11 protein-coding genes, 1 tRNA gene and 1 pseudogene are annotated in these 17,196 nt (G+C 68.7%); 4 read left to right on the forward strand and 9 right to left on the reverse strand.

The window, feature by feature from the left end; all coding sequences use genetic code 11:
- Positions 1-25: 25 nt before the first annotated feature.
- The gene (locus ASE44_RS06190; RefSeq protein ID WP_082455853.1) at positions 26-1,708 is read right to left on the reverse strand and encodes a S1C family serine protease; all 1,683 of its coding nucleotides are present in this window, start codon (positions 1,706-1,708) and stop codon (positions 26-28) included.
- 158 nt (positions 1,709-1,866) lie between these two features.
- Here ASE44_RS06190 and ASE44_RS06195 point away from each other — a divergent pair, with 158 nt between their 5' ends.
- Complete coding sequence (locus ASE44_RS06195; RefSeq protein WP_056778259.1) at positions 1,867-3,063, forward strand: aminotransferase class I/II-fold pyridoxal phosphate-dependent enzyme; 1,197 nt, start codon at positions 1,867-1,869, stop codon at positions 3,061-3,063.
- Between the two features lie 60 nt (positions 3,064-3,123).
- On the opposite strand, the gene ASE44_RS06200 is transcribed toward ASE44_RS06195, so the two are convergent.
- The 4 genes from ASE44_RS06200 to ASE44_RS06215 form a co-directional block, all read right to left on the reverse strand.
- Positions 3,124-4,020, reverse strand: coding sequence for a glycine betaine ABC transporter substrate-binding protein (locus tag ASE44_RS06200; RefSeq protein ID WP_056778263.1), 897 nt, complete (start codon positions 4,018-4,020; stop codon positions 3,124-3,126).
- 68 nt (positions 4,021-4,088) lie between these two features.
- Entirely contained in the window at positions 4,089-5,090 is a 1,002-nt protein-coding gene (locus tag ASE44_RS06205; protein WP_082455854.1) for a proline/glycine betaine ABC transporter permease, read from the reverse strand.
- Positions 5,087-6,457 (reverse strand): glycine betaine/L-proline ABC transporter ATP-binding protein, encoded by a 1,371-nt coding sequence (locus ASE44_RS06210; RefSeq protein ID WP_082455855.1) that lies wholly within the window; start codon positions 6,455-6,457, stop codon positions 5,087-5,089. The genes ASE44_RS06205 and ASE44_RS06210 overlap by 4 nt, the downstream gene beginning before the upstream one ends.
- 398 nt (positions 6,458-6,855) lie before the next feature.
- Positions 6,856-7,338: an Lrp/AsnC family transcriptional regulator gene (locus ASE44_RS06215; protein ID WP_056007214.1), complete on the reverse strand. Its 483-nt coding sequence runs from the start codon at positions 7,336-7,338 to the stop codon at positions 6,856-6,858.
- Positions 7,339-7,508: 170 nt separating this feature from the next.
- Here ASE44_RS06215 and ald point away from each other — a divergent pair, with 170 nt between their 5' ends.
- Entirely contained in the window at positions 7,509-8,633 is a 1,125-nt protein-coding gene (gene ald / locus ASE44_RS06220) for an alanine dehydrogenase (protein WP_056778264.1), read from the forward strand.
- A gap of 96 nt (positions 8,634-8,729) precedes the next feature.
- Here ald and ASE44_RS06225 read toward each other — a convergent pair.
- The 3 genes from ASE44_RS06225 to ASE44_RS06235 form a co-directional block, all read right to left on the reverse strand.
- A tRNA-Met gene (locus ASE44_RS06225) sits at positions 8,730-8,803 on the reverse strand.
- A gap of 168 nt (positions 8,804-8,971) precedes the next feature.
- Positions 8,972-11,896: a UPF0182 family protein gene (locus tag ASE44_RS06230; RefSeq protein ID WP_082455856.1), complete on the reverse strand. Its 2,925-nt coding sequence runs from the start codon at positions 11,894-11,896 to the stop codon at positions 8,972-8,974.
- A gap of 70 nt (positions 11,897-11,966) precedes the next feature.
- The gene (locus tag ASE44_RS06235) at positions 11,967-13,097 is read right to left on the reverse strand and encodes a PDZ domain-containing protein (protein ID WP_056778268.1); all 1,131 of its coding nucleotides are present in this window, start codon (positions 13,095-13,097) and stop codon (positions 11,967-11,969) included.
- A 120-nt stretch (positions 13,098-13,217) separates the two neighbouring features.
- Between ASE44_RS06235 and ASE44_RS06240 the strand changes: the two genes are divergently transcribed.
- Positions 13,218-14,633 (forward strand): zinc-dependent metalloprotease, encoded by a 1,416-nt coding sequence (locus ASE44_RS06240; protein WP_369796414.1) that lies wholly within the window; start codon positions 13,218-13,220, stop codon positions 14,631-14,633.
- 171 nt (positions 14,634-14,804) lie between these two features.
- Positions 14,805-15,512, forward strand: a pseudogene (locus tag ASE44_RS18925) (TOMM precursor leader peptide-binding protein); the annotation flags it as partial.
- Here ASE44_RS18925 and ASE44_RS06245 read toward each other — a convergent pair.
- Positions 15,466-17,196 (reverse strand): ATP-dependent helicase, encoded by a 1,731-nt coding sequence (locus ASE44_RS06245; protein WP_056778271.1) that lies wholly within the window; start codon positions 17,194-17,196, stop codon positions 15,466-15,468. The pseudogene ASE44_RS18925 and the gene ASE44_RS06245 overlap by 47 nt on opposite strands.

Genomic DNA, 17,196 nt, shown 5'->3' on the forward strand with positions numbered 1-17,196 from the left:
TCTCCTGGACTGCGGGTCGCGAGCGTCAGAGCGCGAGTTCCCCGAGGGTGACCTCGGCGCTCTGCGAATCGCTCCCCCGGGTGAAGGTGACCTTCGCCGTCGCCCCACCGGCGAGCGCCCGGACCTGCGCGGTCAGGTCGTTCGCTCCGGTGATCGGCACGCCGTTGAACTCCGTCACGACGTCGCCCGACTTCAGGCCGGCGGCCTGGGCGGCACCGTTGTCGGTCACCTTGTCGATGAGCGCCCCGGCGACGGTGCTCTTCGCGTCGCTCGCGGCATCCTTCACGGTGGCGCCGAGCAAGCCGTGGGTCGCCTTCCCCGTCTTGATGATCTCGTCCGAGACGCGCTTGGCGATGTTGGCGGGGATGGCGAAGCCGACGCCGATGCTCCCGCTCTGCGAGGACGAGTCGGTGCTCCCGGCGCTCGCGATGGCGACGTTGACGCCGATGAGCTTGCCGGTGCCGTCGACGAGTGCGCCACCGGAGTTGCCGGGGTTGATCGCCGCGTCGGTCTGGATGACCGCGATGGAGATCGAGGAGGTCGGCGCCGTCGGCGTCTTGCCCGGGACGTCGAAGTTCCAGGGGCTCTGGTTGTCGCCGTTCGGGTCGTCCGAGCCGCCGTCGTCGCCGGAACCGGAATCCGGCACTGCGGACGAAGCGACGGTGATGCTCCGGTTCAGGGCGCTGACGATCCCGTCGGTGACCGTTCCGGCCAAGCCGAGCGGTGCGCCGATCGCGACGGCCGTCTCGCCGACGTTGAGCTTGTCGGAGTTCGCGAACTCCATCGGGCTGAGGCCGGATGCGTCTTCGAGCTTGATGACGGCGAGGTCGTAGACGGGGTCCGTGCCGACGAGCTTGGCGGAGTACAACTTGCCGTTCGCGTCCGTGACCCGGATGGTCGGGTCGGCGACCTGACCGTCGAGGGTAACAACGTGGGTGTTCGTCAGGACGTACCCGTCCTTGCTGAGCACGATGCCCGAACCGGTACCGGCGCTCTGGCCCCCTTGCACCGACAGCGTCACGACGCTCGGCCCGGCCGTGGCGGCGATGGCCGTCGTGAGGCTGACGTCGGCGTCGTCGTTGATCGCGAAGGCCTTCGATCCGGCCTCGTTGCTCGACACGCTCGACTTCGTCGCGTTCGTCACCCAGAGGGTCGCGCCCGCGCCGGACGCGCCGCCGATGAGGGCTCCGACCGCGAGCATCGCGACCATCCCGGCGAGCGGGCGGTTCGTCTTCTTGGGGCGGGGTGCCGGCGGGGTCCCGACGTGCTGCTGCGCGTAGGGCGACGCACCGTAGGCCCCGGGCTGCTGACCGGGCTGGTACTGCCCCGTCCCGAGCTGGCCGGACTGCGGGTGGCCTGGCTGCGGGTGCCCTGCCTGCGGCTGGGCGGGCTGCTGCTGGTAGGCGCCGTACGCGTTCGGCTGCGGCTGACGCGTGAACGCCGCGCTCGGATACTGCGACGGCTGCTGGTAGGGAGACCCCTGCTGCGGCGACCCGAGCGGCTGCTGCGCGGCCTGGCCGTACAGCGGCTCGGTCGGCTGCGTCGCCGTCGGCGGCGGGAAGTACGCACCGGCCGTCGACGGCCGGGTCTCACCCGCGGCGGCGGGACCGCCGGCCTGCTCAGCGGCGGCGGACTGCGGCGTGGTCTCCCCGGCGGGGGTGGACTCGGGGTGTTCGGCGGGCTGCTGTCCGTCTGCGGGTTCGGTCATGGTGGTTCTGCTCCTTCCAAGCGCAGTCAGCTTCGCGCGCCGAGCTGTGTGTTTCATTCGCACGGGCTGTACGCGGGCTAGGTCTTCGCCGCAAGCCGCCGTGGGTGGTGTCCTAGATTGGAGGCAGCCTGTCACTCAGGCCGCGGAGGGAGATCGACATGGTGGTTGACGGACCCTGGCGCCGCACTGCGGAGGGCGCCGGACTCGTGGACGAGGAGGGCGCCGTCTCCTCGACGATCTTCGCCGAGATGAGCGCCCTCGCCCTGCAGACCGGCGCGGTGAACCTCGGCCAGGGGTTCCCCGACGAGGACGGACCGGAATCCGTCCTCGCGGAAGCGATCGCCGCGATCGAGCGTGGCGAGAACCAGTACCCGCCGGGCCCCGGCACCCTCGACCTCCGCACCGCCATCGCCGAGCACCAACGACGCTTCTACGGTCTCGACCCCGATCCCCAAGGAGAGGTGCTCGTCACGGCCGGAGCGACCGAGGCGCTCGCCGCCTCCCTGCTCGCCCTCGTCGAGCGCGGTGACGAGGTGGTGACCTTCGAACCGTTCTACGACGCGTACGGCGGCCTCATCGCGCTCGCAGGGGGCAGGCACCGGACCGTGAAGCTGCGCGCACCAGACTTCCAACCCGATCCGGAGGAACTCCGTGCCGCGGTGACCGACCGGACGCGGATCATCCTGGTCAACACGCCGCACAATCCGACCGGCACGGTCCTCGACCGGTCGACCCTCGAACTCATCGTCGAACTCGCCGACCGCCACGACGCCCTCATCGTGACCGACGAGGTCTACGAACACCTGACGTTCGACGTCCCCCACGTCCCGATCGCGACCCTTCCGGGGGCCGCGGAGCGCACGCTGACGATCTCCTCGGGCGGGAAGACCTTCAGCACGACGGGCTGGAAGATCGGTTGGCTGACCGGCCCCCGCGAGCTCGTCGCAGCGGTGTCGACCGTGAAGCAGTACCTCAGCTATGTCAACGGCGCCCCGTTCCAGCCGGCGATGGCGACAGGGCTCCGACTCCCAGACGCCGCCTTCACCGCGATCGCCGACGGCCTCCGGGGAAAACGCGACCTCCTGAGCGAGGGACTCTCCGCAGCCGGCTTCGAGACGTTCCGACCCGACGGCACCTACTTCATCGTGGCGGACGCGGCGCCACTCGGCCATCGCGACGCGGCCGCGTTCTGTCGCGCCCTGCCGGAGCTCGCCGGCGTCGTCGCCGTGCCGTTGTCGGCGTTCTGCCTGGACCGGCGCGACCCGGACTATGCGTCACTCGTCCGATTCGCGTTCTGCAAACGCACCGAGGTGCTCGCGCGCGCCGTCGACGGACTCGCGCGGCTCGCACGCTGACCCCGGTGCAGACGACGACGGGCACCGGATCGCTCCGGTGCCCGTCGTCGTCGTGATCCGCTACTTCGTGAGCGAGTCCACGTACTCCTGGTTCTCGCTGATCCACTTCTCGACCACCGGCGCGTAGTCCTTCGAGTCACCCTCGTTGAACATGGCGTTCTCGAGCGAGAACAGGCGTTCGGAGTCGAAGTCGAAGTCCTTCAGCCATCCGGCGAGCGTCGGGTACTCCTCGGCGAAGTCGGCCTTGCCGAAGCTATGGATGCCTTCGGCGTCGCCGAGCGCGCCCTTCGGGTCCTCGAGGTCCTTGATCGGGAACGCGTCGTAGGCCCAGTGCGGACGCCAGAGCGTGACGGCGATGTTCTCGCCGGCATCGGTGGCCGCCTTGAGCTCGGAGAGCATCGCGGGAGTACCCGAGGTGAGAAACTCCCAGTCCTCGAGACCGTACTCGGGGATGACCTTGTCCTGGGTCGCCTCGGTGAGGCCGGCACCCGGGTCGATGCCCACGAGGCGGTTGTCGAAGAGGTCGGCGTTCGCGGCCAGGTCCTCGAGGGAGTCGACGGGAGCGTCCTCGTTCACCGCGATCGTGAGCTTGGCGTCGGTGTTCCAGGCGCCGAGGTCGACGACGTCGTCCCCGAACTTCTCGATGTAGCTCGCGTGGGTGGTCGGCAGCCAGACGTCGAGCGTGAGGTCGTAGTCGCCCGTGCTCAATCCGGAGAACACCGGGGCCGGCTCCGCCTCCTCGAGCGTGACGTCGTAGCCCTGCTCCTCGAGCACGGCCTTCCACAGCTCGGAGGCGGCGATGCCCTCGTCCCAGCCGCTGAAGACGGCGATGGTCACGGCCTGCTTGTCGCCGTTCTCGAGCGTCTCGTCGGAGGCGCCTGCGGAGCAGCCGGAGATGGCGAGCGTCGCCGCCGCCCCCGCTGCGATGGTGGTGGCGATCTTGGTGCGGTACTGCATGTTCGATGATTCCTTTCGTCCCGCGAACGGGGATCGGTGTCGTCGGTTGAAGTCGGGAGGGCCGGGCGTCAGCGTGAGCCGGCCGGGGACGGAGCGGGCTTCCCGCTCGGCTCGACATGGCTGGTCGAGTCCGTCGTAGTGGTGCTCGAGGCAGGCGCGGGGCGGATGCCACCCGGTGCCGGCGCCGGCTTCACGCGCCGCCCACGCTTGCGACCGGCGCCGAGCGAGGCGGTGAGGCGGTCCAGGAAGATCGCCAGGATGACGACCGACAGGCCCGCTTCGGAGCCGAGCTGGATGTCGATCCTGGAGAGGCTCTTCACCACGTCGCCACCCAGTCCACCGGCGCCGACCATCCCGGCGATGACGACCATGGAGAGCGAGAGCATGATGACCTGGTTGACGCCGGCCATGATGTTCGGCATCGCGAGCGGCAGTTGGATCTGGCGCAGGATCCGCCACGAGGAGGCTCCGAACGCGTTGCCGGCCTCGACGACCTCCCGGTCGACGTTGCGGATGCCCAGCTCCGTGAGCCGGACGGCCGGGGCCAACGCGAAGACGATCGTCGCCACGATGCCCGGGACGACGCCGATGCGGAACAGGATGAGCGCAGGGATGAGGTAGACGAACGCCGGGGTCGTCTGCATGAAGTCGAGCAACGGCCGGATGATCGACGAGGCGACCTTCGAGCGGGCAGCCAGGATCCCGAGCGGTATGCCGATGACGATCGCGATGAGGCCGGCGACGAGGACGAGCGAGAGCGAGTCCATCGCGTTCTCCCACTGCTCCACGCCGACGATGATCAGCAGACCGACGGCCGAGCCGATCGCGAACACGGGGCCGCGGACGATGAGCGCGAGGATCGCTGCGACGAGGATGATCACCCAGAAGGGCGGTCCGCTGAGGATCGTGTCGACCCCGTCGTAGAGTCCCTGGAAGACCGCGCGGATCACGTCGAACACCGGCTGGAACACGTCGGTGATGAAGTCGACGAACGCTTCGACCCACGCTCCGATCTCGGGGCGGGTGATGGCGTCGATGAGGTCGGACGATTGGAGACGGAGGCCGTTCATCGGACGTTCCCTTCCTGGAGGGCGGCGGAGGGTTCGGTCGTGGACGGTTCAGCGGCCGTCGGGTCGACGGATCCACCGTCGTCGGGGTGCTGCGGGTCTTCCGCGGTCGACCGCAGGGTCGCCGTGATGAGCTCGACGGGCACAGTCGCCGGCGGACCGACGAGGCTGATCTCGTCCGTGTTGGTGGAGACGTTGCCGACGGCAGCGAGCAGGGTCACCCGCGGGACGACGCCGAGGAGACGCGTCCGCTCGTCAACGACGGCGACCGGGAGGGCACTCTCGACCGCGGACTCGAACAGGTCCACGAGCGCGGCCTCCGGGGAGACGGTGGCGAGGTCCGCGGTGATGACGCTACTGAGCTCGTGGTCGCCCGCCCGGACGAGACGAAGGACGTCCTTGTCGCGGACGACGCCGAGCAGCTGGCGTCCCGGGCCGACGACGAACGCGGTCGAGGTCTGCAGATCGCGCATGATGCGCAACGCCGCCCGCGGACCGGCGGACGCGGACACGACGGAACGCGCAGGCTCCATCACGCCGCCGGCCGTGAGCACGCGAGCGCGGTCGACGTCCTGGACGAACTGCGCCACGTAGTCGTTCGCCGGGTCGGTGAGGATGTCGTTCGGCGTACCGACCTGGACGATCCGACCGTCGCGCATGACGGCGATCCGGTCGCCGAGGAACATCGCCTCGTTGAGGTCGTGGGTGATGAAGATGATCGTCTTCCCCAGCTCAGCCTGCAGCTCGACGAGCTGCTCCTGCATCTCGCGACGGATGAGCGGGTCGAGCGCGGAGAAGGCCTCGTCCATCAGGAGGATGTCGGTGTCGGACGCGAGTGCGCGGGCCAGTCCGACGCGCTGCTGCATCCCGCCGGAGAGCTGGCCGGGGAGCTTGTCCTCCCAGCCGGCGAGTCCTACCCGTTCGACGACGGCCTGAGCACGCTCGCGACGCTCCGCCGCGGGCACACCCTTGACCTCCAGCCCGTAGGCCGCGTTCTCGAGGACCGTGCGGTGGGGCAGCAGGGCGAAGTGCTGGAAGACCATCGAGATGTTCTCCTGGCGCACCGCACGAAGCTGCTTGGAGGAGACGCCGGAGATCGGCTGCCCGGCGACCGTCACCGTACCGGCGGTCGGCTCGAGCAAGCCGTTGAGCATGCGGATGAGCGTCGACTTGCCCGAGCCGGAGAGGCCCATCACGACGAAGATCTCGCCCTGCTTCACGTCGAATGACGCGTCGATGACGGCAGCGGTCCCGCTCGTCGCGATCTCGTCGCGGGACGCACCCGCTTGCAGACGCTTGACGGCGTCCTTCGGCTTCCTGCCGAAGACTTTGTACAGACCCGTCGCTGAGACGGCAATCGTTTCGGTCATTCTTTCTCCCGGAAGCGCACGCGGAGCCGCGTTGCACTCTTCCTGTCGATCGTCAGGCCGGGTCGAACGACTCAGGATCCGCCCCATCGGCGCACTGACAGACAGCGCGCGGGCTCGGATCACGTGGGGCGTCGACGGCTACCACGTTGCGTTCGACCGTACGTCCAGCACGCCGTCACGAAGGCGACAGGGGGCGGGACGCGGTTACGTAGGTCAGCCCTTGCGGGCCGTCGACAACGCTAACGAAACTCACAGCTGGTGGCTAATCGACAATCCCCCGAAAGGCGGACACAGCCGCGGCGACACGCACGAAAACCGATCATCACCAGGCTTTTCCGCGAAGCGTCTTCGTTACCTGTTTGTGACCTTCGCGCGGTCGATCCCTCGCGAACCGAGGCTCACTCCCCCACTTCGACACCGATGAAGGCATGCTCGAACACCAGACTCGTCCGCGTGGAGGCGACCGTCGGGTCGGCGGAGAGGTGCTCGACGACGAAGTCGCGGACGTGTGCGCTGTCGCGGGCGGCCAGATGGATGACGAAGTCCTCGGAGCCGCCGAGGAAGAACACCTGGACGACCTCCGGCAATCGTCGGATGCCGGCGCTGAACTCGGCGATCCGCGCTCGGGCGCCGGCCCGGATGTTGACACTGATGAGGGCTTCGAGCCCGAGCCCGACCGCCACCGGGTCGATGCTCGCAGCGAACCCGGTGATCACCCCGCGATCGACCAGTGAACGGATCCGCGCGACACAGGTCGACGGCGCGATCCCCGCGAGTTCCGCCATCCGGGCGTTCGTCATCCGGGCGTTCTCCTGCAGCAGCCGAAGCAGCGTGCGGTCCACGTCGTCGAGGTCGACGTTCCGGCGAAGATTGTTCGTCATCCTGCGATCATCCTCCCCATTGTCCGAAGCATCGTCGATCTGCGAGATGGATGTCCGGATTTCTGCAGCCCATCGCGGTCAGGCTCGCAGGAACCCCAGAATAGTCCCACACCGTCCACCGACGAGCGGGAGCCGAGCTGAACGCCGCGGGCCCGCGAGAGGAAGCACTCATGCGCATCGGCATCCCCACTGAGGTCAAGAACAACGAGAACCGGGTCGCCGCGACCCCAGGCGGCGTCCACGAGCTCGTCCGCCACGGACACGAGGTCGTCGTCCAGGCGGGCGCCGGCATCGGCTCAGGCAACCTCGACGAGGCATACCGCGACGCCGGGGCGACCGTGCTGCCGGATGCAGCCTCCGTCTGGGCGGCGGGCGACCTCCTCCTCAAGGTGAAGGAACCCGTCGCCGCCGAATACGGGTACCTGCGCGCCGATCAGACGCTCTTCACCTACCTGCACCTCGCAGCGGATCGAGCACTCACGGACGCTCTGCTCGCGTCGGGGACGACGGCGATCGCCTACGAGACCGTGCAGCTCGCGAACCGCTCCCTCCCCCTGCTCCAGCCGATGAGCGAGGTGGCCGGGCGACTCTCGACCCAGGTCGGGGCCTACCACCTGATGCGGGCAGCCGGCGGTCGGGGCATCCTCCTCGGCGGCGTGCCCGGCACCCCGAAGGCGAAGGTCGTCGTCATCGGCGGCGGCGTTGCAGGCGAGCACGCCGCAGCGAACGCCCTCGGCATGCAGGCGGACGTCACGATCATCGACATCTCGATCCCCCGGCTCCGGGAGCTCGAGAACCGCTTCGGAGGACACGTGCAGACGAGGCCGTCGTCCGCCTACGAGATCGCCGAACAGCTGCGGGACGCCGACCTCGTCATCGGCTCGGTCCTCATCCCCGGCGCCCAGGCACCCAAGCTCGTGACCGATGCGATGGTGGCCGACATGAAGCCGGGATCCGTCCTCGTCGACATCGCGATCGACCAGGGTGGCTGCTTCGAGGGATCCAGGCCCACGACGCACGACGACCCGACGTTCCAGGTCCACGACAGCCTCTACTACTGCGTCGCCAACATGCCCGGCGCCGTCCCGGAGACCTCGACACGGGCCCTGACCAACGCGACCCTCCGGTATGCGCTGGCGATCGCGGATCAGGGCACCGAACAGGCGGTGGCAGCCGACCCGGCCCTGCGCGCCGGCGTGAACGTCCGTGCGGGCGAGGTCACGAACAGCGGCGTCGCGGCCGCCTTCGGCCTGCCCCTCGCGGACCTGGAGGAGCACCCCTCGGTGCTGCGATGACCCGACGGTCGCACCGACGCCTCTGCGTCGGTGCGACCGACGGTGTGTTAACGAAGAAATCCCGGTCTCGACGAGACCGGGATTTCTTCTTTTCTGTTGCAGGGGCAGGATTTGAACCTACGACCTCTGGGTTATGAGCCCAGCGAGCTACCGAACTGCTCCACCCTGCGGCACAAGAGATAAAGCTAGCATGCATTTCCAGGCCCCGCAAATCGAGTGCCGTCAGCGGTCCCGATCGGAGCCTGCGGCTGACGATCCTCGGACGAGGACGACGGCCGGGAACGATGGAACGGCGCCACCCCGGAGGGTGACGCCGTCCCGTCGAGCAGCAGCTCGGATCAGCCGTTCAGCAGGTCCAACGCCTTCGCGAGCGCGTCGGAGACCTTCTTGTCGGCGACACCGTACGCGGCCCAGTCGCCACTGGCCATCGCGGCATCCTTCTCCAGGATGGCCGCACGGGCCTCGCTCAGCAGGGTCTTGATCTGCGCGTCGACCGCGGGATCGCCCGTGCTCGGGGTCGTCCCGGTGTCGGTGCCGTCACCGGTGTCCGTCCCGTCGGCCGGTGGGGTCGTCGTGTCTCCTGGGACGTTCGTGTCACCGGCGTCGGCTCCCGAGTCTCCGCCGAAGAGGGTGTCGAGCGCCTCGTCGAGCGTGTCCTCGAAGGCGATCTGATCACCGAAGGCCACGAGCACCTTCTGCAGCAGCGGGAAGCTCGTGTCACCCGTCGACTTGACGTAGACCGGCTGCACGTAGAGGAGCCCACCACCGACCGGCACCGTCAGCAGGTTGCCGTTCAGCACCTCCGTCTGGCCCTGTTTCAGGATGTTGATCTGGCTCGACACGCTCGGGTCGGAGTCGAAGGTGTTCTGCACCTGGCCCGGGCCCGGGACGGTGTCGTCCTTCGGCAGCGTCAGGAGCCTGATCTTGCCGTAGTCGGAGCTGCGCTTGCCGTCTTCACCGCCCGCGTTCGCGTCCACCGCCAGGTAGCCGGTGAGCACGTTCCGCGACTGTTCGCCACCCTGGCGAGGGATGAAGGTCGAGTACAGCGAGAACGACGGCGCCTGCTGCTCGGGGAGCTGCATCGTCAGGTAGTACGGCGGCTGGTACTTCTTCTCGGTGTCGGTGGACTGCGGGTCGTTGGGGGTCACCCACGCGTCCTCGCTCGAGTAGAAGGAACCGGCGTTCGTGACGTGGTACTGGCCGAGCACCGAACGCTGGACCTTGAAGAGGTCGGCGGGGTACCGGACATGGCTCATGAGGTCGCCGGACATCTCGGACATCGGCTTCACCGTGGACGGGAAGACCTTCTGCCAGGTCTCGAGGATCGGGTCCTTGTCGTCCCAGCTGTAGAGCGTGACCTTGCCGTCGTAGGCGTTGACCGTGGCCTTCACCGAGTTGCGGATGTAGTTCACGTCGTCGAGAGCGTAGTTCTGCACCGGCGTGACCGAGTCGGAGATCGTGTCCGAGAGGCTCACGGTCTTCGAGTACGGGTAGCTGGCGCTCGTCGTGTAGCCGTCCACGATCCAGACGATCTGTCCGTCCACCACCGACGGGTAGGGGTCGGAGTCGAGCGTCAGGTAGGGCGCGACCTTCTGGACGCGCGTGAGGGGCTCACGGTCGTACAGGATCTGCGACTGGTCGTTCACCGAGTCGGACAGGAAGATCTGCTCGGACTGGAACTTCAGCGCGTAGACGAGCTTCTTGAAGACGTTGTCGAGCTTCGGACCACCGTCACCGTCGAAGGTCGTGTACGTCTGCGACTCCCCCTGCGTGCCCGACGGGTAGTCGAGCTCGATAGGATCGCTGCCCTTCGGAGCACCGACGATCGAGTAGTCGGGAGACTGCTCGCCGAAGTACACCCGGGGCTCGAAGTCCCCGAGCGCACCCGTCGTGGGGATGCCGGACTCGAGGAAGACCGGCTCACCCGAGGCGGAACGCTGGTTGCCGTAGGCGGCGACCAAGCCGTACCCGTGGGTGTACACGACCGTGTTGTTGATCCACGACTGCGAGTTGTCGAGGCCGGAGACGTTCAGTTCGCGGACCGCGACGACGGTGTCCTGCGTCTTGCCGTCGATCGTGTAGCGGTCGACGTCGAGCTGCTTGTCGAAGGAGTAGAACTGCTTGAACTGCTCGAGCTGCGCGACCGAGGCGCTCACCAGCGAGGGGTCGATGATGCGGATGTTCGCGGTCGTCTCCGCGTCCTGACGCAGGGCGCCCGGTGTCGCGTCGGTGGTCGCCTCGTACTCCTCCTCCTGCACGTCGGCGATGCCGTAGGCGTCGCGCGTCATGTCGATGTTCTTCTGGATGTACGGCGTCTCGAGGCTCTTCGCGTTCGGCTCCACCTGGAACCGCTGCACGATCCACGGGTAGAGGCTGCCGACGATGAGGGAGGCGACGATCAGGAGCGCGGTGCCGACGAGCGGCAGACGCCAGCGGCCGATGAAGGCCGTCACGACGAACAGCACGGCCACCATGAGCGCGATGCCGGCGAGGATCACGCGACCGGGGATGATCGCGGCGACGTCCGTGTAGGACGCTCCGGTGATGAGGGTGCCGGTGTCGTTCAGTGTCGTGTACTGGTCGAGCCACAGGCTGACCGCCTGCAGGATCAGGTAGAGCGCGGCGAGCACCGAGATCTGCACGCGGGCGGCCATAGAGATCCAGACCTCGCGGCTGACGACCCGGATGCCTCCGTAGAGGTAGGTGACGACGGCGGTGGCGATCAGGGCGATCAGCACGACGGCGGAGGAGAACGCGACGACCGCCTGGAAGAACGGCAGGTCGAAGAGGTAGAAGGAGACGTCCAGGTTGAACTGCGGGTCCTTCGTGCCGGACGGCGTGCCGTTCATCCAGAGCAGGGCCAGCTGCCACCGCGAGGCGGCGGCCACACCACCGAAGAGCCCGAAGAGCGCGGGGATGCCGTAGGTCGCCAGCCGGCGCAGCGGCTCGACCACCTGCTGGTAGCGGTCCACCTGCGAACTGAGCTTCGCGTAGACGGGGCGGGTCCGGTAGGCGATCTCGATGGCCAGCCAGACGGGCAGCGCCATGCCGACGAAGCCGATGAGGAACATGGCGATGGTGGCGATCCACTGCGTGGTCAGCACCTCGGTGAACCCGAGCTGCTGGAACCACAACAGATCGGCGTAGAACCCCGAGAACACGAAGAACCCGATGAGGAGCGCGGCGATGACCGCCACCGTGATCGCTATCGGGGCGCGTCGGCGCTGAGTGGACAGGGGCTTCTCTGCTGCTGCGGATGTCACGTATGGCCTCTTCAGATAGGGGTCGTCGTGACCATCCTAAAGCGGCGGGCCTGTGAGAGCGCCCTAGAGCTCAGCCCGCCGGGCAGGTCGGGAGGGCGCTGGTGTCGCCACCGTCCGCGATCACCTTGAGCGCCGAGAGCGAATCGTCGAGCGTCTTGACGGCGAAGACCTGCAGTCCGTCCGGGATGTGCCCGGAGACCTCGTCGCAGTTGCTCTCCGGAGCGAGGAACCATTCGGCCCCGGCGTCCTTGGCGCCGAAGAGCTTCTGGCGGATGCCGCCGATGGCTCCGACGTTGCCGTCGGCGTCGATCGTGCCGGTCCCGGCGACGTCCTTCCCGCCGTTGAGCTCACCGGGCGTGAGCAGGTCGATCATCCCCAGCGCGAACATCATGCCGGCACTCGGCCCGCCGACGTTGTCGAGCTGGATGGTGATGTCGACCGGGAGGTCGTAGGTGACCTTCGTGCCGATGCCGATCACCGTCGAGGTCGTCCCATCGCTCGCGGTCGCCGTCGTGGGCGTGATCTGCACGGTGGCCGGCGAGCCCCCGCGGACGATGTCGAGGGTGACGGGGGTCTCCGTCCCGTTCTCGGCGATGGCGCCGCGCAGGCTTTCGAGCCCCGTCACCGGTACGCCGTCGACGGCGACGATCTCGTCGTCGAGTCGCAACACGCCCTGCGCCGGCGCCCCCTCGGCGATCTGCGCGACGACGACGTGCTCCGGCACCTCGTAGCCGAGCTCGCGCAACGCCGCGGCAACGGAGTCCTGCTGGGAGTCCACCATCAGCGTCGCGTTCTGCTCGTCGCGCTGCTCCGTCGTCACGCCCGGCGGGAAGTAGAGGTCCATCGGGACCACGGCTCGGCTCGGGTCGAACCAGGCCGAGACGATGTCGAGCCAACCGGGGCTCCGCTGCGGGTTGCCGACGAGCTGCACCGTGAGCATGTCGAGGGTGCCGCCGGTGTCGTAGGTCTTCGCGTCGTGGACCTCGATGAGCGGAACGTCCTTGTCCTCGCCCTCGGTCGTGCCGAGCACGTTGAAGACCGGCCCCGGCTGCTCGATCACGTACGGAGCGGGCACTGCGGAGAGCACACCGAGGAGGACCAACGAGAGGACGAGGACGATCCATCCGAAGCGCGCACGACGGTTCCGGCCATGGCCGGTCGGCGCCGAAGCGGTGGGAGCCTCATCGGCGAAGAGCGACATGCAAGCCTTCCGGACTGTTCGCGGTGGGCGGAAACCCGACCAACCATACCCCGGCGATTCTTCAGCGAGGTGCGACTAGCGTAGAAGGCCCAGCACCGAGCAATCTGAGAGGCGGCTGACGTGCCAGAGGATTCCGACAAGAGTCCGGAGGACGAGTTCCGCGACATGCTCCGCGAGCTGCTCTCCGGCAACGGCTCATTCGATCCGAGCCAACTCGCCGGCGCCGCCGGCCTGCCGAGCGACCCGGCCAGTCTCGCCGCGCTCATGTCGCAGCTGCAGGGCGCCCTGCAATCGAACGGCGACGGCATCAACTGGGACACTTCGCTCCAGCAGGCGAAGACGATCGCCGGCGACGGTGCTCGCGACACGACGCCCGAGCAGCGCGTCGAGTACGAGCAGGCGTTCCACATCGCGTCCCTGTGGCTGGCCGACGTCACGGATGTCGCCGAACTCTCCAGCGAGCCCGCTCTCTACACGCGGACCCGTTGGGCGACGAAGACGATGCCGTTCTGGACCCAGCTCGCGGAACCGGTGGCGACCAACATCGCGAACGCCCTCACCGGCGTCCTCACCGAACGTGCTCCGGAGGAGCTCTCCGGCATGATCGCGAACGCCGGACAACTCGTCCGCGGCATCGGCGGCACCCTCTTCGCGATGCAGCTCGGCCAGGTGGTCGGTCAGCTCTCCAAGGAGGTCGTCTCCGGTGGGGACATCGGCATCCCGCTGCTCGACGACAACGAGGCCGCACTCGTCCCCCAGAACGTCGCCGACTTCGGCGAGGGTCTCGACATCCCGGCCGACCAGGTGCAGATCTACCTCGCCGTCCGCGAACTCGCCCACGCGCGACTCTTCCGCCACGCGCGGTGGCTCCGCCTGCACCTCATCTCCTCGATCACGGACTTCGCCCGCGGCATCCGGATCGACACGGAACGCCTCGAAGAGCTCGCCGAGAGCTTCGATCCGTCCAACCCCGAGGAGCTCCGCGAGGCGATGACGAGCGGTGCTCTCATCCCCGCTCGGACCGAGTCGCAGGAGGCGAGCCTCGCCCGACTCGAGACCACGCTGGCGCTCATCGAGGGCTGGGTGGACGTCGTGACGGCTGCGGCCACCGTGCGTCTCCCGCGATCGGCGGCCATCGCCGAGACCGTCCGGCGCCGACGCGCCGCTGGCGGACCGGCCGAACAGGCTCTGGGAGCGCTCGTCGGACTCGAGCTCCGTCCCCGCCGCCTTCGCGAAGCCGCGATGATGTGGCAGCAGGTCACCGACGCGGTCGGGACGGCCCAGCGGGACGCCCTCTGGTCGCACCCGGACCTCGTCCCCACTGCGGCCGACATCGACGCACCGGACGCCCTCGTGGCGCGCCTCGAGGCCGAAGCCCGCGGGGAGCGCCCGGAGCAGGACGAGATGGACCTCGCACTCGAGGACCTGCTCCGCGACGAGGAACGAGGCGAGGCCGCGCGGGACGACCAGGCTCGCACCGATGAACCGGGACCGGACTCCTCCGACCCCGACGGCACCGGCGGTCCCCCGGTCTGATCCGACGATCGTCTCGGCGAGCGGGCCTGTGGAGAGCCACGACGGACCCGCTCGCGGAACCGTCATCATCGATGGATGACGACCCGGCTCGATCCCCGCAGACCACTCCTCTGGCGAACGCCCCACAGTCTGCAGATCGGGGTCGACGACGCCGTCGTCCTCGACAGCGTCATGACCGACACCGAGCAGGTCGTGTCCGCTCTGCGGGCAGGGTTCCCGGCGTCGGTCGGCCGTCGGTTGGCGGGGGCGTTCGGTGTCCCGGAAGTCGAGGTCGAACGTGTCTTCACGGCGCTCGAGCCGGTGATCGACCACGGCACGCGGGCAGATCCTCCCCGGCGGCCGCATCGCGTCGTCGTGGCCGGTGCGAGCCCGTCGGCCGATCAGCTCCGCAGGCTGCTCGCGGACCAGTCGGTGATCGACCTCGCCGCGGCGGGACCCGTCGACGACGCACCGGAGGCATCACCGCATCGGGTCGACATCGCGATCCTGTTCGCCGACTTCGTCCTGCCGCCGAGCCGGTACGCCCGGTGGCTGCGTGACGACGTCCCACATCTGCCGATCGTCTTCGGTGATCGCTACGTCCGGATCGGGCCGTTCGTCACTCCGGGCGCCGGCCCGTGCCTGCACTGCGTCGAGTTGCACCGCGCCGACGACGACCCGGCCTGGCCGGCGGTCGCGTCGCAACTCCTCGGACACCGTTCCCCGCTCGACACCCTGCTGGTCCGCTCCGAGGTCGCGACCCGGGTCGCCCGCCTCGTCCTCAGACGGATCGAAGCGGCGCAGCCCATCCTCGTGAACACGCAGCTGGTGATCGACGCCGCCTCGGGAGGGGTCAGGCGCCGCGTCGTCCGGGAGCACTCGAGGTGCGCATGCCGAGCTCTGCCAGGAAGCGGGACGGCTCCCGTCTCCCCCCACGCTGCTGCGTCTCCGACCACGACAGGTGCAGGAGGCGTTTGGCCCGGGTGATCCCGACGTACAGGAGCCGGCGCTCCTCGTCCGCCTGCTCGAAGTGCTTCGCATAGGAGATCGGGAGATACCCCTCGGACAGGCCGATGAGGTGGACGGCCTCCCACTCGAGCCCTTTGGCCGAGTGCAGGGTGGCGAGGGTGACCGCCTCGACCGTCGGCTCGTGCTGCGCCGCCTGACGGGTCTGCAGTTCATCGGTGAAGGCGCGGAACGTTGTGCCCTCCGGCGCCTGGTCGACGAGCCCCATGATCGCGTTGAGCGACTCCCAGCGGTCGCGCACCGCGCCGCCGCCGTCCGGAGGATCCTGGCTCCACCCGAGGGACCGGAGCACGTCGCTGACGGACTTGAACAGCGGTTCACCGCTGATCGAGACGGAGGCCGCCCGGAGTTGCAGGAGCGCCTGACGGACCTCGGGGAGTTCGAAGAAGCGCTTCGATCCGTGCATGACATACGGGATACCCGCCTCGCCCAGCGCCGTCTCGAGTGCAGCGGCCTGCACGTTGATGCGGTACAGCACGGCGATCTCCGACGCGGGGACGCCCGACTGCAGCTGATCGAGGATCTCCGACGCCACCCCTCTCGCCTCGGACAGCTCGTTCGGGTACTGGCGGACCCCGACGGCAGGGGTCTCGGGGCGCACGGACGATGCCGACTCGTCCTCCGCTCGCACTGCGGAGAGCTGCAGCGCCCCCGGGCGCCCGCGCATGAGCGTGTTCGCCGCGGCGACGACGGGCGGGGCTGACCGGTAGTTGCGTTCGAGGCGGACCACGGTCGCGTCGTGGTACCGGGTCGGGAAGTCCAGGAGGTAGTCGGCGCGAGCACCCGCGAACGAGTAGATGGTCTGGCTCGCGTCGCCGACGACGCACACGTCTCGGCGGCCGCCCAACCAGAGTTCGAGCAGGCGGTGCTGCAGCGGGGACACGTCCTGGTACTCGTCGACGACGAAGAACCGGTACTGCTCATGGACCTGCATCGCGACCGACGGTTCGGTCTCGATCATGCCGGCGCAAGCGAGCAGGACGTCCTCGAAGTCGATCCGCTTGCGCTCGTCCTTGAGCTGCTCGTAACTGTCCTGGAGAGCCACCACCTGCTCGAGGGAGAGCTTCGCCGGCAGCGGCCGGTTCGCGGCCGCGTACTGTTCCAACGTCAGGCCCGACACCTTCCGCCACTCGATCTCACCGGCGACGTCCCGCAGGGTCGCCGTGTCGACCCGCAGGCGGAGCCGTTCCGCCGCGTGGCCGAGCACCCGTCCCTTGCTCTCGACGAGCGCCGGCACCTGTCCTCCGACGACCTGCGGCCAGAAGAAGTTCAGCTGCGACAGCGCCGACGCGTGGAAGGTCCTCGCCGAGACCCCCTCGGCACCGAGCGCCCGCAAGCGACCGCGCAGCTCTGCGGCCGCACGGCTCGTGAAGGTGAGGGCCATCACCCGTGAGGCGGTGTACGTCCCGGTGGCGACGCCGTAGGCGATCCGGTGGGTGATCGCGCGGGTCTTGCCGGTGCCGGCACCGGCGAGCATGCACACGGGTCCGCGAAGCGCCTCCGCCGCGACGGCTTGATCGGGGTCGAGTCCTGCGAGCAGTTCGGCCGGACTGCTCAT

Origin of the sequence: Plantibacter sp. Leaf1 (assembly GCF_001421315.1) — a bacterium.
Classification (GTDB): Bacteria; Actinomycetota; Actinomycetes; order Actinomycetales; family Microbacteriaceae; genus Plantibacter.

Bases quoted from the DNA above. Each gene is read 5' to 3' on its own strand.
- ASE44_RS06235 (WP_056778268.1), bottom strand. From the start codon at position 13,097: ATGTCGCTCTTCGCCGATGAGGCTCCCACCGCTTCGGCGCCGACCGGC.
- ald (WP_056778264.1), top strand. From the start codon at position 7,509: ATGCGCATCGGCATCCCCACTGAGGTCAAGAACAACGAGAACCGGGTC.
- ASE44_RS06245 (WP_056778271.1), bottom strand. From the start codon at position 17,196: ATGAGCAGTCCGGCCGAACTGCTCGCAGGACTCGACCCCGATCAAGCC.
- ASE44_RS06190 (WP_082455853.1), bottom strand. From the start codon at position 1,708: ATGACCGAACCCGCAGACGGACAGCAGCCCGCCGAACACCCCGAGTCC.
- ASE44_RS06210 (WP_082455855.1), bottom strand. From the start codon at position 6,457: ATGACCGAAACGATTGCCGTCTCAGCGACGGGTCTGTACAAAGTCTTC.
- ASE44_RS06200 (WP_056778263.1), bottom strand. From the start codon at position 4,020: ATGCAGTACCGCACCAAGATCGCCACCACCATCGCAGCGGGGGCGGCG.
- ASE44_RS06205 (WP_082455854.1), bottom strand. From the start codon at position 5,090: ATGAACGGCCTCCGTCTCCAATCGTCCGACCTCATCGACGCCATCACC.
- ASE44_RS06195 (WP_056778259.1), top strand. From the start codon at position 1,867: ATGGTGGTTGACGGACCCTGGCGCCGCACTGCGGAGGGCGCCGGACTC.
- ASE44_RS06215 (WP_056007214.1), bottom strand. From the start codon at position 7,338: ATGACGAACAATCTTCGCCGGAACGTCGACCTCGACGACGTGGACCGC.